Source organism: Ideonella oryzae (assembly GCF_024055665.1).
In the GTDB taxonomy this organism is placed as follows: Bacteria; Pseudomonadota; Gammaproteobacteria; order Burkholderiales; family Burkholderiaceae_C; genus Ideonella; species Ideonella oryzae.
Map to the genome: position 1 here is coordinate 163,949 of NZ_JAMXMC010000007.1, position 16,274 is coordinate 180,222.

Annotated in this window: 8 protein-coding genes; 4 read left to right on the forward strand and 4 right to left on the reverse strand. The window is 68.7% G+C overall.

Features of this window, described 5'->3' with window-relative positions; genetic code table 11:
* The first annotated feature begins 5 nt into the window (after positions 1-5).
* Together M0L44_RS13425 and herA are read left to right on the forward strand one after the other, a co-directional pair.
* A complete protein-coding gene (locus M0L44_RS13425; protein WP_252770204.1) occupies positions 6-1,241 on the forward strand; it encodes a DUF4297 family anti-phage-associated protein in 1,236 nt (411 codons plus the stop codon).
* Positions 1,238-3,007 (forward strand): anti-phage-associated helicase HerA, encoded by a 1,770-nt coding sequence (gene herA / locus M0L44_RS13430; RefSeq protein WP_252770205.1) that lies wholly within the window; start codon positions 1,238-1,240, stop codon positions 3,005-3,007. The genes M0L44_RS13425 and herA overlap by 4 nt, the downstream gene beginning before the upstream one ends.
* Before the next feature lie 282 nt (positions 3,008-3,289).
* Here the strand turns inward: herA and pbpC are convergent, their stop codons facing one another.
* Together pbpC and M0L44_RS13440 are read right to left on the reverse strand one after the other, a co-directional pair.
* Entirely contained in the window at positions 3,290-5,710 is a 2,421-nt protein-coding gene (pbpC, locus tag M0L44_RS13435; protein ID WP_252770206.1) for a penicillin-binding protein 1C, read from the reverse strand.
* Positions 5,711-5,747: 37 nt separating this feature from the next.
* A complete protein-coding gene (locus M0L44_RS13440; protein WP_290429059.1) occupies positions 5,748-11,789 on the reverse strand; it encodes an alpha-2-macroglobulin in 6,042 nt (2,013 codons plus the stop codon).
* A 205-nt stretch (positions 11,790-11,994) separates the two neighbouring features.
* On the opposite strand from M0L44_RS13440, the gene M0L44_RS13445 reads away from it, so the two are divergent.
* Positions 11,995-12,540, forward strand: a complete 546-nt coding sequence (locus M0L44_RS13445) for a cysteine hydrolase family protein (RefSeq protein WP_252770207.1) — start codon at positions 11,995-11,997, stop codon at positions 12,538-12,540.
* A 17-nt stretch (positions 12,541-12,557) separates the two neighbouring features.
* Here M0L44_RS13445 and M0L44_RS13450 read toward each other — a convergent pair whose 3' ends face one another.
* Positions 12,558-14,726 carry a TonB-dependent receptor gene (locus M0L44_RS13450; protein WP_252770208.1) on the reverse strand — a complete coding sequence of 723 codons (2,169 nt, stop codon included), beginning with the start codon at positions 14,724-14,726 and terminating at the stop codon, positions 12,558-12,560.
* 155 nt (positions 14,727-14,881) lie between these two features.
* The gene (locus M0L44_RS13455) at positions 14,882-15,271 is read right to left on the reverse strand and encodes a hypothetical protein (RefSeq protein WP_252770209.1); all 390 of its coding nucleotides are present in this window, start codon (positions 15,269-15,271) and stop codon (positions 14,882-14,884) included.
* Positions 15,272-15,347: 76 nt separating this feature from the next.
* Between M0L44_RS13455 and M0L44_RS13460 the strand changes: the two genes are divergently transcribed.
* Positions 15,348-16,211 (forward strand): plasmid replication/partition related protein, encoded by an 864-nt coding sequence (locus tag M0L44_RS13460; RefSeq protein WP_252770210.1) that lies wholly within the window; start codon positions 15,348-15,350, stop codon positions 16,209-16,211.
* Positions 16,212-16,274: the final 63 nt, after the last annotated feature.

The window sequence follows — 16,274 nt, forward strand, 5'->3', positions numbered from 1 at the left end:
CGAAAGTGACTGACCGCAGCGCAACCACGACGATCAAAGGCTACTTCTACCAGTTCGATCAGACGATTGTGCGATTGCTGGAGGCGACCAAGCACGGGAGTGTCACGGTCGAAGGGGTGGAAGACATCGATCTCGACGATGGAGATGAGAGCGCCTTCGTGCAGTGCAAATACTACGAAGGCACGGAGTACAACCACTCGGTGATCAAGGAGGCGGTCATTTACATGCTGCGGCATTTCCATGCCGCAGGCTGCCCCAGCGACCAGGCGTTCAGGTATAAGCTGCATGGCCACTACCGCGGCGGTCAGCACAAGCTCACGCTCCCGCTGACGGACGAGTTCCTGAAAGAGAACTTCCTGACCTACACGAAGGAAAAGAAGGTCCACCAGGTACACGAGGAACTGAAGATAACCAATGCGCAGCTTGCCGACTTTCGCGGCTTGCTGGACATCGACTTAAATGCGCTGTCCTACAGCGATCAGCAGGCCAAGTTACTCAATCTCCTGGCGTCCGCGATCCCTGAATGCACCTCCGATGACGCCTTGATCTTCTTCTACCCAATGGCGATCAACGTCGTTCAGGGTTTGGCCATCGAGGCGGATGAGGTCAAGAGAAGGATCACCAAAGATCAGTTTTTGAAGGCCATCAACCGCAAAGATGTGGTCTTCAGTGCATGGCTACGGGAACATCTCGGGCGCGAATACTTCGCTCGGATGGTCCGCCGCAAGTACTTCTACTTCGGCAGGACAAAGATGCCCAAGGCCGCGAGGTTCTTCGTGATCGACATGACCAATGAGTACGAGGTGGGACGGGCCACACACATGCTCGTTCGAATCGGTCAATTTTTCTCGCACAAGGAACTCCAGCGAACGCCTGCGGCCGACCGGTTCTGCCCCTACGTACTGCTGCGAGGCATGACGCCCGACCAATTGATCGAGCTTAAGGCCAGTTTGTGGGCGCAGGGCGTGGTCTTCAACGATGGCTACCCCTACCAAGGCGCCGAGTTCTTGCCCACCATGTTGGCGGCTGACCCGACCAAGGAAAAGCTTTGGACGATCAAGTTCGTCCCCAGTGAGCAACAACTCGCGCCGACCATAGCCGCCTGCACCGGATCGGTCGTCGACGTCTACGACTTCTATAAGGACTCGCCGCTTGACAGCACCTTCGTGCCAAAGGCCCGCGGGCTCCATTCAATCAAGAGCAACAGTGCCTATCTGCTTCAGGAGGTGATGCAGTCATGAGCGATTCTCAAGACATCAGGGCCGAAGTGATCGCCGTCTTCCCGGACAAGGTGAAGATCTCGGTGGGCAACATCTCGGCGTTCGCCAACGACAAGAGCCTCAAGGTGGGCTCATACCTGCGAATCACCGACAGCGAGGACTGCGCACTCATTGCCATCATCGAGAACTTCTGCATTGAGGTGAACGACAAGGCCGAGCGCCGCCAAATCATCGAGGCACTCCCGCTGGGAATCATCGCTAACGGCAAGTTCATTCGCGGCGGCGACACGCTGACCATTCCGCCGACTGGCGTGACACCGGCGACGGATGCCGACATCAAGAAGATCTTCGAAGAGTCCGTGGAGCCGGCCAAGAAATTCGCCTTCTGCGCCTTGGTATCCAACGACAAGATCACCGTGCCGGTAGATGGAAACCGATTCTTCAACAAGCATTTGGCCGTGGTGGGCTCCACCGGAGCGGGCAAATCTCACACGATCGCCAAGATCATCCAAACGGCGGTGAGCGCGAAAGATGGACAGTACGCGCTCAACAACTCCCACGTCATCATTTTTGACATTCATTCTGAGTATCGGACAGCATTCCCTGATGCGAATTTTCTCGACGCCAGCACCCTGACCTTGCCCTACTGGCTGCTCAACAGCGAGGAACTTGAAGAGGTGCTGCTGGATACGGGCGAGCGCGACAACTACAACCAGTCGGCCGTGTTCCGCCAACTGGTCACAGAGAACAAGAAGCGCCACAACACAGGCGCGAAGAACGTCTTCTACGACAGCCCGCTGAAGTTCAACATCCATGAGGTGCTCAACGCGCTGTACAACATCAAAAACGAGACCGTGAACTCGAAAAACGAGGCGCGGTACATGGTGGCGGACGGTAGCTACACCCTGCCAACTGACGGAAAGACCGACACCAGCCACGGCTTGCAGCTTTCCGCTGACGAGCGGCTTAGTCTGTACTTCACCAAGCGACTGGAGTTCCACGCGACTAAGCCGCAGAGCATCACTGCGGGCAGCTATGCTGACAAGTCACTGGACAAGTTCTTCGCGCGCTTCGAAGCCAAGGTAGCGCAAGACCGCCTGCAGTTCCTCTTCGGACCATCCGCGGACACGGCCACGCTCGAAGGAACCCTGAAGCGCCTGATTGGCTACGGCGATAAGCAGGCCAATGTCACGATCATCGACTTGAGCGGCGTCCCCTTCGAGGTTCTCAGCATCACCGTGTCATTGATCTCGCGGATCTTGTTCGAGTACGGGTACCACTACAAGGTGATGCGGACTGCGGCGAAGGAGGAAATCAATACCGACGCGCCGCTCCTGCTCGTCTACGAGGAGGCCCACAAGTACGTGCCTAACAGCGACCTGGCGCGCTTTCGTGCATCCAAATTCTCTATCGAGCGCATCGCCAAGGAAGGCCGCAAGTACGGTGTGACGCTGCTTCTGTCGAGTCAGCGACCGTCGGAGATCTCCGAGACGATCTTCTCCCAGTGCAGCACATTCCTGGCGATGCGGCTAACCAACCCGAGTGACCAGAGCTACGTCGCACGCCTGCTGCCTGACACGCTCGGCAACCTTTGCGACAAGTTGCCGACCTTGGGTGCTGGGGAGGCATTGTTGATCGGTGAGTCAGTGGTGATGCCGTCGTTGGTCAAGGTCCAGCGCTGCGACCCGCCGCCCTCGTCGACAGATATCCCGTACTACCAGCTCTGGAAAGAAGAATGGAAGCAGCTCGACTTCGAGGGGATCAAGAAGGCCTGGCTCAAGGAGTGAGGGCGAGGTCCCTTCTCCCGTATACCTTGACCCATGCAGTTGAACATCCAGGTCGTTCAAGATTTGGCCTGCTGGTCATTGACGGCATTGCGTCATCAAGCAGACGGTGCGTAAAGTAACGGAGAAGATCAGCTTTCGCTGCCCAGCCGCCGGCCAGGGGCGCGTGGCGAGTGACGGCAACGGGTCGAGAACGGACCGACGATCAACGTTGTCCAAGCGGGACCGAGCAATCATTAGCTCGGCAGCCCGCCAACGCAAAGGTTCTTGGCATCCCCATCCGCCCTACTCCTGCCCCTCCACCCTCACCCCCCTCACATCCACCCTTCCCACCTCATCCACCACCCGCAGGCTGTAGTCGCCGGGTTGGGGCGGCAGCCAGGGCAGGCTTTCGCCGGGGGCGGTGCGGCCCAGCAGGCTGTCGTTGGCAAACCAGTACAGGGTTTTGACGCCGGCGGCGGCGTCGGCGCGCAGCAGCAGGGGCTGGGGCTTGCGGGGGTTGAGCAGGTAGCGCACGGCGCGCAGGGGGGAGGTGATGGTGGGTGCGTCGGCGCCGGTGGCGTCGGGCGCGGTGCCTTCTGAACTGGCGCCGTGGCGGCAGGTGCTGTCGTCCAGGGTGCGGCGGGGCAGGCCGGCTTGTTTGAACAGGCGCTGCATGTCGCTGCCCCACTGTTCCACCACCACTTCTTTGGCGTGCGGGGCGCTGGCGGCCTGGGGGCCGCACAGCACCTGGCCAGTCTGCGCGTCCACCCACAGGGCGCGGTGCAGGTGGCTGGGCTGGATGGGCGATTTGCCGGCAATGAACCAGGTGGTGGTGCGCGCGGGGCACAGGGCGTCCGGCGGGGCGCCGGTGCTGGTGCACACCTCCACGCGGCGCAGGTTGGCGGGCTGGGGCTGGGGCAGTTCGCCCGGGTCCAGGCGCTGGGCGCGCAGGGCGTCCACCATGCGTAGAAAGAGCGGGGCCGCGGCGTCGATGCCGATGAAAGCGGGGTTGCCGCTGCCGTCAAATTCGCCCACCCACACCACCAGCACGTGGCGGCCGAAGACGCCGGCCGTCCACGCGTCCCGAAAGCCCCAGGACGTGCCCGTCTTCCAGGCGATGGCGGGCTGGGCGGGGGCGCCGGTGTCGGGCCGGGGCGTCTGGCGCAGCATGTCCAGGGTGATGAAGGTGGCTTCGGGGCTGAGCAGGCGCGGCGGAGCGGCGGCCTCTTCGGGCGGCGCGGCGCGGGGGCCTTGCGGCGGCGGGCGCAGGTAGTTCAGCGGGCGGGCCACGCCGCCGTTGGGCAGCAGGGCGTAGAGGCGGGCCAGTTCTTCGGGCGTCACCTCCCCACCGCCCAGCACCAGGGCCAGGCCGTAGTGGGCCTCGCTTTCCAGGCGGCTGATGTGGTTGAGCTGCAGGAACTGGTAGAGGTTGGGCTGGGTGAGCCGCGCGGCCAGGGACACGGCGGGGATGTTGCGGCTGCGGATGAGCGCGTCCTGCGCGGCCACGGGGCCCATGAACTGGCCGTCGAAGTTTTCGGGCGTGAAGGGCCCGAAGGCGGTGGGCGCGTCCTTCAGCAGGGTGCGGGGGTGCAGCAGGCCCTGGTCCAGCCCCAGGGCGTAGATGAAGGGCTTGAGGGTGGAGCCGGGCGAGCGTTTGCCCAGGGTGCCGTTGACCTGGCCGGCGATGGCTTCGTCCCGGTAGTTGGCCGAGCCGACGACGGCGCGCACTTCCATGGTGGATGCGTCCAGCAGCAGGGCGCTGGCGTTGCGGATGCCCACGCCGGCCCGGCCCTTGAGGTAGCCGCCCATCACCCGTTCCAGGGTGCGCTGCATGGGCAGGTCCAGCGTGGTGTGGATGCTGCCGTCGTCTTCCAGCACGGGGTTGTCGCGCGCGCTGGCCTGGCGGGCCTGGGCCAGCAGCATGTCGGTGAGGTGCGGGGCTTCGAAGGGCAGCTGGCCGCGGCTGAGGGCGGCCAGCGGGGGCAGGTGGGCGTCGGCCTCGCCGGGGTGGCGCGCGCGCCAGAGCGCCCACAGGCGCTGGCGGGCTGCTTCCAGCGCGGGGTTGGGGGCGCTGCTGGCGGTGCCGCTGCGGCCCGCGGCCACGCGCTGGCCGGGGTGCTGGGGGATGACGGCCAGGGTCAGCGCTTCGGGCAGGGTGAGGTGGGCGGCGTCGTGGTGGAAGTAGACGAGGCTGGCGGCGCCGGCGCCTTCGATGTTGCTGCCGTAGGGCGCGGTGTTGAGGTAGGCCTCCAGCAGCTCGCGCTTGCCGTAGCGGGCTTCCAGCCACAGGGCGGCGGCCATTTGCTGCAGCTTGCCGCCGGGGCTGCTGCTGTCCAGGCGATAGAGCCGGCGGGCCAGCTGCATGGTGAGGGTGGAGCCACCTTGGCGGCGGCCACCGCGGGCCATCTGCCAGGCGCTGCGGGCCAGGGCGGCCGGGTCCACGCCGGGGTGCCACCAGAAGCCGCGGTCCTCATAGAGCAGGGTGGCCTGCACCAGCGGCGGGGCGATGGTGTCCAGCGGGGTCCACAGGCGGTACTGCTCATCGGGCGCCAGGGTCAGGCGCAGCAGGCTGCCGTGGCGGTCGTACAGCGGGATGGACAGGGCCAGCTGTTCGCGCAGGGGCGCGTGCGGCCACAGGCGCAGGGCGAGCAGCAGCGCCAGCAGCAGGCCCAGGCCGGTGGCGGCGCGGGTGGCCCACCGTACCGCCCGCGGCCACCGCGCCATCCACCCGGCCCCCCGCTGCCACAAGGGGCCGGGGCGCTTACTTGCCCAGCGGCGCCACATTGAACCGGCCCGCCGCCGAGCGGCCGTAGACACGGCGCTCGTACATGGCTTCGGCATAGGCCGCGGGCAGGGCGAACTGGCCGACGTTGGTGGCCCGGGCCTTGAAGCTGATGTCCTGCGTGCCGCGGCCCACGTCGCCGAAGAAGATGAGCCGGTCTTCGCGGATGTCCACGTAGTTCAGGCTCCAGCTGCCGCTGCCGCCCACGCGGCGTTGCCACAGCGGGGTGTCGGGCGCGGTGTCGTCGGCGCTGCCGCTGTTGAGCACCGGCTCCAGCCCGCTGGGCAGCACGTTGACCAGCACCACCTGACGGGCGCTGTCGCGGTCCACGGCGCGCACGGTCAGGCGCACCGTCACTTCCTGGCCGATGCGGGCTTCGCTGATGGCGTTGCCCTTTTCGTCGAGGATGGCCTGGGTGATTTCCAGACCATGGGTGACGGCGGTGTCGGGCAGGTTGCGCTCGTAGCCGGTTTCAGCCCAGCCGTAATAGAGCGGCAGGTTGCCGGGGTTGGACAGCTTGAGCTTGGCGGTGCCGTTGGGCACGGCGGCCTGCTGCAGGCTGCGCAGCTCGCCGGTCAGCGGCAGGGCCAGGCTCTTGCCGGCCTTGTCCACCGCCTGGGCCGTGACGCTGCCGCCGGCCGACGCGGCGGCGGCGCGGGCGTAGGCGTCCACCGCCAGGATGGTGGTGGCCGAGGACTGGGTGCTGTACCAGCCCTCGCCGATCATGGCGGCCAGGCGGCTCCAGCTTTCCACCGGCAGGCTGGCCAGCAACTTGGGGAAGTGGCGCGCACCCAGCAGGATGAGCGTGCTGTCGTGCACCAGCGGGTCGTAGTAGTAGTCCCAGCGGTTGAGCGGCTGCTTGCGGGCCACGCGCTGCTGCAGGTCGCTCCACACCGGGGCCATCAGGGCCTGGGCGGTGGCGTCCTGCTTTTGCAGCGCGAAGGCGGCGGCCAGGTAGGCCGCGCCCAGGTCGGTGGCCAGGGGGCTGGCCTTGTCGCGCTGCAGGGCGGCCTGCTGGGCTTGCCGCAGGTTGGCCAGCGCAGCGGGCACCAGCACGCCCTGGCGGGTGAGCAGGTAGGCCATTTGCGCACGGTTGCGCCAGCTGAAGGCGCTGCTGGTGTCGCCACTGCCCAGCCGGCTTTGCAGGTAGACGGTGGCCTTGCTGACCATGTCCGGCGGCACGGCCAGCTGGCGGTCCTTGGCTTCCAGCAGCAGCTGCAGGGCGTAGGTGCTGGCAAAGTCATCGGCGGTGCCGCCCGGCCACATGGCAAAGCCACCCTCGGCCGTCTGACGAGCGCGCAGCTGGGTGAGCGTGCGCTGCAGCGCCTGCTGCGGGCTGAAGGCCGCCTGGCCCAGCGCAGCGCGGCTCTTGTTCAGTTCCTTGGCCAGCTCGGGCTGGGCGGCCAGCACCACGGAGGGCATCGTCTGGCTGACCAGCTGTTCGGTGCAGCCGTAGGGGTAGCCGTCCAGGTAGCGGATGAGGCCGGAGGCAAAGGCCCAGGGCGTGGCCGACACGGCCAGGTCGCTGCGGGCGAAGGCGGGGTAGGCGTCCAGCTGGGACTTGAGCTCGCCCGCGCCCACGGCGGTGCCGCTTTGCACCAGGGTCACCAGGGCGGAGGCGGGGCGCACGCTCAGGTCGGTGCTGAGCTTGGCGCTGGCCTTGCCGGACGTGGCGGTGAAGGCCACGCTGGCCGAGCCCAGCACGGCCTGGGCACCGGGCTTGGCGCGCAGGTGGAAGACGGTGGTGGCCTCGCCCTTTTCGCTGACCTTGAGGGTCTGCGCGGCGTCGCCCACCACCTCCAGCCCGTTGCCCACGGCCAGGGCCAGGCGGATGGGCGCGTCCTTGCCGGAGCCGGCGATGTTGTTGGCCACGCCCACGCCGATGTCCACCGTGTCGCCCGGGGCGAGCGAGGTGGGCACGGTGGGCAGCAGCACGATGTCGCCGCGCACGGTGCTGGTGGTGGTGGCCGAGGCCACGGCGTCATCGCTGACGACCACGGCCATCACCCGCACGGCGCCGTTGAAGGTGTCGGGCAGGGTGTAGCTGAAGGTCTTCTCGCCGTTCACGTCCACCAGGCCGGACCAGTAGGCCACCGGCTTGTCGCGCTTGCGCTTGAAGGGGTTGAGGTGCTTGCCGGCCTCGCCCTCGCCGTCGCCGCCGGGGGCGGCGCTCTGCATGAGCTTGCGGAACTCGGGCAGCACCAGGTCCAGGGTCTGCAGGGTGCTCACCTCCAGCGCGCGCTTCTGGAAGAAGTGCTTGAGCGGATCGGGCGTGGTGTAGCGCGCCACCTGCAGGATGCCCTCGTCCACCGCGAAGACGAAGGCCCGCGCCGGCTTGTCGCTGTGCAGGGTCATCTTCAGGGTGTCGCCGGGCTTGGCCAGGGCGGGCGCGTCCAGCTTGATCTTGGCGGTGCGGCGGTCCAGCCCGGTGGCAAAGGGCACGGCGCCGTAGGACAGGGGGCTGGTGTAGATCTCGTCGGAGGACGGGTCGCGCACGAACTGCACGTTCACATAGCCGTTGCCCTCGAAGTCCTTCGGCAGGGCGATGTGCTGCACGCTGGCGGTCTGGTCGGCCTTGAACCAGGCGTGGGCGTAGACCTTGTCACGCTCGATGGTGATGAGGCCGGCGCCGGTGTAGGGCGCCTGGATGGCCAGGTCGATGGTCTCGCCGGGCTCGTAGCTCTTCTTGTTGAGCTTGATCTGCAGCTCGGCGTTGCGGTCCATCGAGCGGCTGAGGTTGGCGGCGCCGGCCACCGCGTACTGCACGCGGTTGAGCACCAGGCCCTGGGCGTTGCGCACCTCCAGCGCAAAGTTGCCGGGCGCGCTGGTGTTGAGCACCACCTTGCTGCCGGCCGCGGCAATGGCCAGCGGCTGCTCGTCCAGCGTCACGTCCTTGGCGCGGCTTTCATAGCGGTACAGGCCGTTGTTCTGCTTGACCAGCACCGACAGCACCTTGTGCTCCACCCGCACCAGCTTCAGGCCGGGCACGGCGATCTTCTGGGCCTTGGGGTCGATGGCGATGAGCTGGATCTCGCGCTTGGCGTTGCGGGCGATGTAGTCCAGCGGGTCGGGCGTTTTCACGCCCACCAGCCAGGGCTGGTCGCTCACCAGGGTCTGCACTTCGGCGGCCACGCTGCGGCCGCCTTCGGGCTCGAAGGCCTTGACCAGCACATGGGCCTGGTAGGTGGCGGCCTCGAAGCGCGAGAGGCGCAGGTCCACCTCGGCGTTGCCCTTGTCGTCGGTCTGCACGGCGCCCAGATCGTCCATCTGCGAACGGCGGTTCACGCTGGGGTCGTAGAAGCTGTAGTCCGGCAGGCTGCGGAAGTGCGGCCAGGTGGGGGTGAGGGTGAGCCGGCTTTCCACGCGGCGGTTCTGCGCCGGGGTGCCGAAGAGGTTTTCCACATGCACCTGCAGCTTCAGGTCGTCGGGCTTGACCCAGCCTTCGGCCACCTCGGTGGAGAGGTGGGCGCTGACCTTGGTGCGGTCGGGCAGGAATTCCTGCACCTTGACGGTGGTGGAGCCGATGAGCAGCGGCGGCACGTCCGGCGCGTTGGCGCTGGTCTGGCGCGGCAGGCTGAGGTTGACGGTGTAGTTGCCGGTGGGCGAGCTGTCCTGCGTGCTGTGGGCCAGCTCGGCGGTGCCGGCCGGGCCCAGGCGCAGGGTTTCGCGGCGCACGCTCAGGCCACGCGGGTCGATGATCTCGGCCTCGACCGGCAGGTCCTTCATCGAGGTGGCCCAGTTGGACGCCTTGACGGCGATGCCCACGTGCAGCGTGTCACCGGGGCGGTAGATGCCGCGGTCGCTGAAGAGGAAGGCCGTCATCTGGTTGGGCACGCCGCTGGTGTGCAGGCCGCCCACGTCGAAGCGCGACATGTCCAGCGTGCGCTCGCCGCGGCCCAGGCTGGCCGCGCCGCCCATGGGCAGGAAGCTGAGGTCGCCGTCCTTGCGGGCCAGCAGCAGCACGGGGGCTTTTTCGCGGGTGTAGCCGTTGAGGTTGGGCAGGCTGGCGTGGCCGCTGGCGTCGGTGCTGGCGTTGGCCAGCACCAGGCCGTTGCGGCCCCACACCTCGATGCGCGCGCCACCCACCGGCTGGCCGCTGGCGATGGACTGCACGAAGACATCGCGCGTGCCGTCGGCCGCGCGCTTGGCGATCAGGCCCAGGTCGGTGACGATGACCAGGCGCTGGTCGTGGATGGTGGTGGGGTCCACCTGGGCGGCTTCGGCATCGCCGCCTTCGCAGCAGCCCTCGCCTTCACCCTCGCCCTCGCCGCCGGCCATGGCGCTGGCGTCGCCCTCGTCACCGCCGGTGGCGGGGCCGCGCTTGGCGGCCGGGTCGTAGCCCTGCACCTTGAGCAGGAAGACGCCGCGGCGCTCGCCGCCGGCCTGCAGGTACTCGGCAAAGTCCACCGTCTCGTAGTGGGACTTGCCGGGCTTGAGCTTGAGCGGGATCTCGCGCTCGAAGTGCTCGGCCAGGGTGTCGTCGTTCACGCGGCCATAGAACTGCGGCTGGCTGAAGTTGCCGTCGGCCTGGCTGACCAGCAGGTGCAGCTGCTGCGGCAGCACGCGGGCGATGTCGATCTTCACGCCCGGCAGGTCGCGCACCAGCAGGGGCAGCTTCTTCTCGCCCGACAGCGCCAGCAGCGAGCCGCGGCTCATGATGGACAGCTCGGGCGCGAAGGTCTTGATCTGCAGGATCTCCAGCCGGTCGCTGCCCAGCAGGTAGCCGCCGGGCGACTTCATGCCCTTGGCCACCTTGACGAAGAGGAAGCGCCCGCCTTCGGCCTGGGGCAGGCGGAAGGAGGCGGCCTCGGTCACCTCGCGCTCGCTGGCGATGGGGTCGAGCTTCATGGGCTTGGCGCGCTTGAGCACGGCCGGCGTCACCTCGGCCGGGTCGCTCCAGGCGAAGGGCTCGCCGCCGTCCTGCTCGGACACGGGCAGCATCCAGGCCTGCACGGTGCGGGCGTACTCGCGCTCGTGCACGGCCATGCTGGCGCCCACGTGCAGCACATGCTCGGGGTCGCCGGCGTCGTTGCTGACCACGGCGGTGCTGATCTCGCTGACGGCCAGGCTATAGAGCCCCGGCACATCGACCGACTTGACCACCGGCGCGGGCGTGCCCGGGCCGCCGCGCTGGGCGCCCACGCCCTTGTCGATGGTGATCTGCATGGCCACCGTCTGCGCGGGAATGGCCAGCGGCTCGGACTGCACGGTGGCCTGCAGGCGCTGGGTGTCGTAGCTCACGCTGAACTTGCGCTCGCTGCCGTCGTCCAGGTGGATGCGGCTTTCCAGCGCCTTGGCGTCCACCGGGTGGTTGAAGTCCAGCGTCATGACCACGCGGCGCAGGCCGGCCTGCACCGGGTCCTGGTAGAACTCGGCCGAACCCACGTTCATCGTGAAGCCGGCAGCGTCGAACTCGTATTTGCGCTCCTTGAGCGCCACATGCGGGGCCAGGCTCTTGCGGCCCAGCTTGAGGGTGTAGTGCTCGCCGATGGGCCAGTGGCCCTGGGGCTCGAAGCGCAGGGTGCTGGCGTCCACCCACTTCCACTGGCCGGCCACCTCGGGCGAGAGGCTGACGTCGGTGGGCTCCTTGCCGATGCGCAGCGGCGGCGCGGCCGGCGCGCTGAAGCTGATCACCAGCGGCTGCGGGCCGCCGTTGTTGCGGTAGTCCGGCGCGCCGGGCGGCTGCAGCTGCACGGTCACCGTGGCCGCGCCCATGTCGTCCCCCAGCAGGCCCAGGTTCATCCAGGCCGGGGCCCAGGCGCGCCAGCGCTGGGCGATGTGCGGGGCCTGCCACACGGCCGCCCCGGCCAGCGCCACCACCACCAGGGTGAGCAGGGCATGGGCCTGCAGCAGGCCACCCAGCCGGCCCAGGCCGCGCCCGGCCGCCTGCGCCCAGGCTGGCGGGGCCCACTGCCCCAGCACCCGGCGCGCCACCGGCGCCGCCGCCTGACCCGCCCGCCCCAGCCAGCGTGCCACCTGCGCGAACGCGCGCCCGACCTGTTCGTTGGCCTGCTTGAGCATGGCTCTCCCCCTCTGTGATTGGGGGGCATTATTCCCAGCGAATGGGGCGCCCTGGTGACCCATCTGCGGACATCCCCCATCCGAGGGCATGGCGCCATGCGTTGGGGCAAGTCGGGCGTCGGTGGAATCCGACGATCGGTAACACGCGGTAAGCCGCGGGCTGCGATGATCCGTGATCCGTGCCTCAGCCCCTCAAGGAGCCGCCATGACCACCGCCCTGCTCGTCATCGATGTCCAGACCACCCTGTGTGTCGGCCAATGGGCCGTGCACGATGCGGCCGGCCTGATCGACCGGATCAACAGCGTGTCGCGCAAGGCGCGTGCGGCGGGGGCGCCGGTGGTGTTCATCCAGCACGAGGACGACCACCCGCTGATGCGCCATGGCAGCGAGGGCTGGCAGCTGGCGCCCGGCCTGGAGACGGCCGAGGGCGACCTGTTCGTGCGCAAGACGACGCCCGACTCGTTCTTCAAGACGGACCTGATGGGCAAGCTGCAGGCCCGGGGCGTGACGGCGCTGATCGTCTGCGGGGCGCAGACGGACTTCTGCGTGAGCACCACCACCCTGGGCGCACTGGAACACGGCTTTCCGGTGACGCTGGTGTCCGATGGCCATTCGACGCTGGACAACGGCGTGCTGACGGCGCCGCAGATCATCGCCCACCACAACCGCACGCTGTCCCACATGGACAGCTTCGGCGTGAAGGTGACGCTGGTGCCGGCCGCCGAGGTGACCTTTCCCCCGGCGGCCTGAGCGTCTGACCCGTCAGGTCAGAAGCGCTGGGTCACCCCCAGCACCACGCCACGGCGCGGGCCGTACTGGGCGGCGCCCACGCCGATGCCCGAGCCATCGCGGATCTGGTACACCTTGTCGAACAGGTTGGTGACGGCCGCGCGCAGCTCGGTGGGGCCCAGACCCTGGGCCAGGGTGAGGCTGTGCTGCACGCCCAGGTTGACCTGGGTGTAGGCCGGCAGGTGGCCGGTGTTGGCAAAGCCGTTGCGCAGGCCGCTGCCGTGGATCAGGTCCAGCGAGGCGGTGGTGCCTTCGGCCCAGCGGTAGCTCACGCCGGCCGAGGCGGAGGTGGCCTGGTCGTGGTCCAGGTGCACCCAGTGGCTGTTGATGTAGTCCAGCTCATCCTGTTCGAAGTTGAACTGGCCGCTCTCCAGCCCCTTGCCGAAGGCCCGCGCCAGGGCCACGTTGGCATAGGCCGAGAAGGCGTCCTGGTGGTAGTTGGCGCTGAGCTCCAGGCCCCAGATGCGGGCCTTCTGGTAGTTGAAGGCGGAGTAGATCAGCGCGTTGCCGAACTGGCCTTCGTCCTGCAGGTGGCGCACGTTGCGGTAGTAGCCGTCCAGGCCCACGGTCAGCGCGGGGCTGAGCTGCTGCGAGATGCCGGCGTCGAAGTAGTGGCTGCGCTCGGAGCGCACGGCGGTGTTGGCGTCCGAAGGCAGGGCGTTGGTGGTGCCCAGGAACTTGGCCACCGAGGTCTGGTCGATCAGCTCGGTGGGCGGCGGGGTGAAGTAGCGCGCATAGCCCACATGCACCCGGGTGCTGGGGCTCAGGTCGTAGACGGCGCCCAGGCGCGGGCTGAGCTGGTGCTCGTTGACCACGGTGTTGACCTGGTCGTAGCGCAGGCCGTAGTTGACGGTCAGGGCCTGGATCGGGGTCCACTCGTCCTGCAGATAGGCGCTCCACTGGTGGCCGATGATGCGGCTGTTGTCGACGATGGTCTCGGGCACGTCGCTGGTGGCATTGCCGTCGGCATCGGCCGGGAAGACCTGCGCGGTGTTGTCGGTGGTGCCACGCTCGTGCTGGAAGGAGAAGCCGCTGCGCAGGGTGTGGGCGGGGTTGATGACCCAGCTCAGGTCGCCCTGCAGACCGGCGGCGTCGTTGCTGCGCAGCACGTTGGCCGCCACGCCGTTGAACATCAGGTCGCCGCGGTCATCCGGGGTGTAGTGCACGTCGGTGCGGCGGACGTAGGCGGCCAGCTGGTAGTCCACCCCGTCGCCCAGGGTGCTTTGCAGCGCCAGCACGCCGAAGCGGTTGCGCTCCTTCTGGCGCGCGTCCAGCGTGGCCGAGTCGATGCTGTCGCTGCCGTTCAGACTGAAGCTGGGCGTCTGGCCTGGCACGTCGGGGATCTGAAAGCGGTTGTTGGAAAAGCCGCCCATGGCGCTCAGCCGCGTCTCGGGGCTGAGCAGGTAGGACACGATGCCGAAGGCATTGCCCTGCTGGGTCTGGTCGTGCAGGGGACGGCGGCTGGCGGTGGGGTTCTCGATGCCCTCGTCGCTGCGCAGGGCTGAGCCGGTCAGGTAGTAGCTCAGCGCCCCCTCGGTGCCGCCCACTTCGGCGCTGGCCTCGCGGTGGCCGTTGCTGCCGGTCTCCAGGCTCACGCTGCCGCCGTTGGCGAAGGTGCTGTCCTTGGTGTGGATGTCCACCACGCCGGCGGTGCGGTTGCCGTACTGGGCCGGCAGCGCGCCGGTGATCAGCGAGAGGTGGTCGGCCAGGCGGGTCTGCAGGGCCTGGCCGAAGCCGCTGATGGATTCGGGGATCTGGATGCCGTCGATGCGGTACTGCAGGTTGGCATGGTCGCCACGCACATGCAGCTGACCATACGAATCCTGCACCACGCCGGGGGCCTGCAGCAGCACCTGGTTGAGCGGGGTGGATTCGCCCTCGGGCAGGCGCTGCAGGTCCTCGGCATCGAAGCGGTAGACCGAGCTGCCGGTGTCGGGCGACAGGCCGTTGCGGGCCGCGTCCAGCTTCTGGCGCTGGGCGCTGATCTCCACCCGCTGGGTGGGCGCGGTGTCGGCAGGGGCGGTGGTGGCTGCGGCGGGGGTGGTGGGGGCCGTCTGGGCGCGGGCGGGGGTGGCCAGCAGGCTCAGGGCGCAGGGAAAGGCCAGGGACAGGGCGAACGCCAGGCTCGTCCGGGGAAAGTTCTTCATGCAGAAACTCCTTGCGATGCGCGCAAGACCAGGCACAGGCACAGGCCTGGGCACGGCCTCAGACACGAAGAGGCCTGCGGTCGCGCGCATCGGAATGCCAATGGGGGTGCAGCGAGCCGGGGCCGGCCGCGCCACCAGGGCGCGGGCCGTCCCGCTCAGGACAGGAGAGTGGTGAAGCGCGCCGGCGGATCGCGGGCGCTGTGCGGCGGGCGGGCGGCCTCGCGCCGCAGGAAGGGCTCGCTGCGCGGCGCCGTCTGCTGCAGGGCCAGCAGCTCGGGCGGCGCGAAGCGCCAGACGGCCAGGTTCCCCAGCTGAGCAAAGCCCAGGCAGAGCTGGCAGACGGCATCGGCCTGGTCCCGGCCCTCGCCGCGGGGCGCCTGGGACGAGCCGGCGGCCGCGGGCTCGGCCAGGGCCACGGCCGGGCCGGCCGCGCCACGCAGGGCCGGCAGCAGGTGGCTGAGCTCGTGCAGCACCGCGCCCTGCTGGGCCAGCAGGAGCACGAGAGACAGCAGTGAGAACCGCCAGGACAGCCAGGACTTGCGCACGGTCAAGATTCTAGAGAGGCGGGTGAAGCCCCGTGCATAGAATGCCGGCCCCTGCCCGCCCTTCCCCCCAGTTCGCATGTCCGACACCCCCACCATCGTCATCCACGAGGGCCTGCAGGCCTACATCGACCCGCTGCGCCCCGAAGAGGAAGAGGCCCTGGAGGCCAGCCTGCTGGCCGAGGGCTGCCGCGAAGCCCTGGTGCTGTGGGGCGATGTGCTGGTGGACGGCCACAACCGCCACCGCCTGTGCACCAAGCACGGCATCCCCTTCCGCACGGTGCAGAACCCGCGCCTGAAGACGCTGCAGGACGTGCAGCTGTGGATGATCGACCAGCAGTTGGGCCGGCGCAGCGTGTCCAACTTCCAGCGCGGCGTGCTGGCCCTGCGCAAGCGCGAGCTGCTGGAGGCCCGCCGCGCCGCCCGCATGGCCGCCCTGGCCGAAGCCCCGAGCGCCGCGGTGGACGCCGCCGCCCCGGCCACGGCCGAGCCCGCCGGTGGCGAGGCCCCGCCCTGGGCTGGTGAAGGCAGTGGGGCCCCCGCGGCGCCCCTGCCCGAGCCCAAGCCGCTGGACAGCCGCGAGGCGGTGGCCAAGGCGGCCCGCCTGTCCAGCGCGCAGGTGCAGATGATCGAGAAGATCCACCAGCAGGCCACGCCCGAGGTGGTGGCCGCGGTGCGCGCGGGCACGCTGTCGATCAACGCCGCGGCCGCGGTGGCCACGCTGCCGGCCGAGGAGCAGGCCGCCGCCGCCCAGGCCGGGGCCGACGAGCTCAAGCAGGTGGCCAAGCGGGTGCGCGAAGCCAAGCGCAAGCCCAAGGCCGAGGAGGGCAGCGAAGCGCCCGAGGCCGGCGGCGACACGCTGGACAGCCTGCGCCAGCGCGTGGCCGCGCTGGAGGCCGAGAACGCCGAACTGCGGCGCCAGCTGGCCGCCCTGGGCGGCTGAGGCGCTCCCCAGGACAGGGGACACCGGGTGAGCCGGGCCGCGGCGGGGCTCGGGCACACTCGC

What these genes read in the sequence shown, in the direction of transcription:
- M0L44_RS13460 (WP_252770210.1), top strand. Translation starts at nt 15,348, where the DNA reads ATGTCCGACACCCCCACCATCGTCATCCACGAGGGCCTGCAGGCCTAC.
- M0L44_RS13450 (WP_252770208.1), bottom strand. Translation starts at nt 14,726, where the DNA reads ATGAAGAACTTTCCCCGGACGAGCCTGGCGTTCGCCCTGTCCCTGGCC.
- M0L44_RS13445 (WP_252770207.1), top strand. Translation starts at nt 11,995, where the DNA reads ATGACCACCGCCCTGCTCGTCATCGATGTCCAGACCACCCTGTGTGTC.
- M0L44_RS13440 (WP_290429059.1), bottom strand. Translation starts at nt 11,789, where the DNA reads ATGCTCAAGCAGGCCAACGAACAGGTCGGGCGCGCGTTCGCGCAGGTG.
- pbpC (WP_252770206.1), bottom strand. Translation starts at nt 5,710, where the DNA reads ATGGCGCGGTGGCCGCGGGCGGTACGGTGGGCCACCCGCGCCGCCACC.
- herA (WP_252770205.1), top strand. Translation starts at nt 1,238, where the DNA reads ATGAGCGATTCTCAAGACATCAGGGCCGAAGTGATCGCCGTCTTCCCG.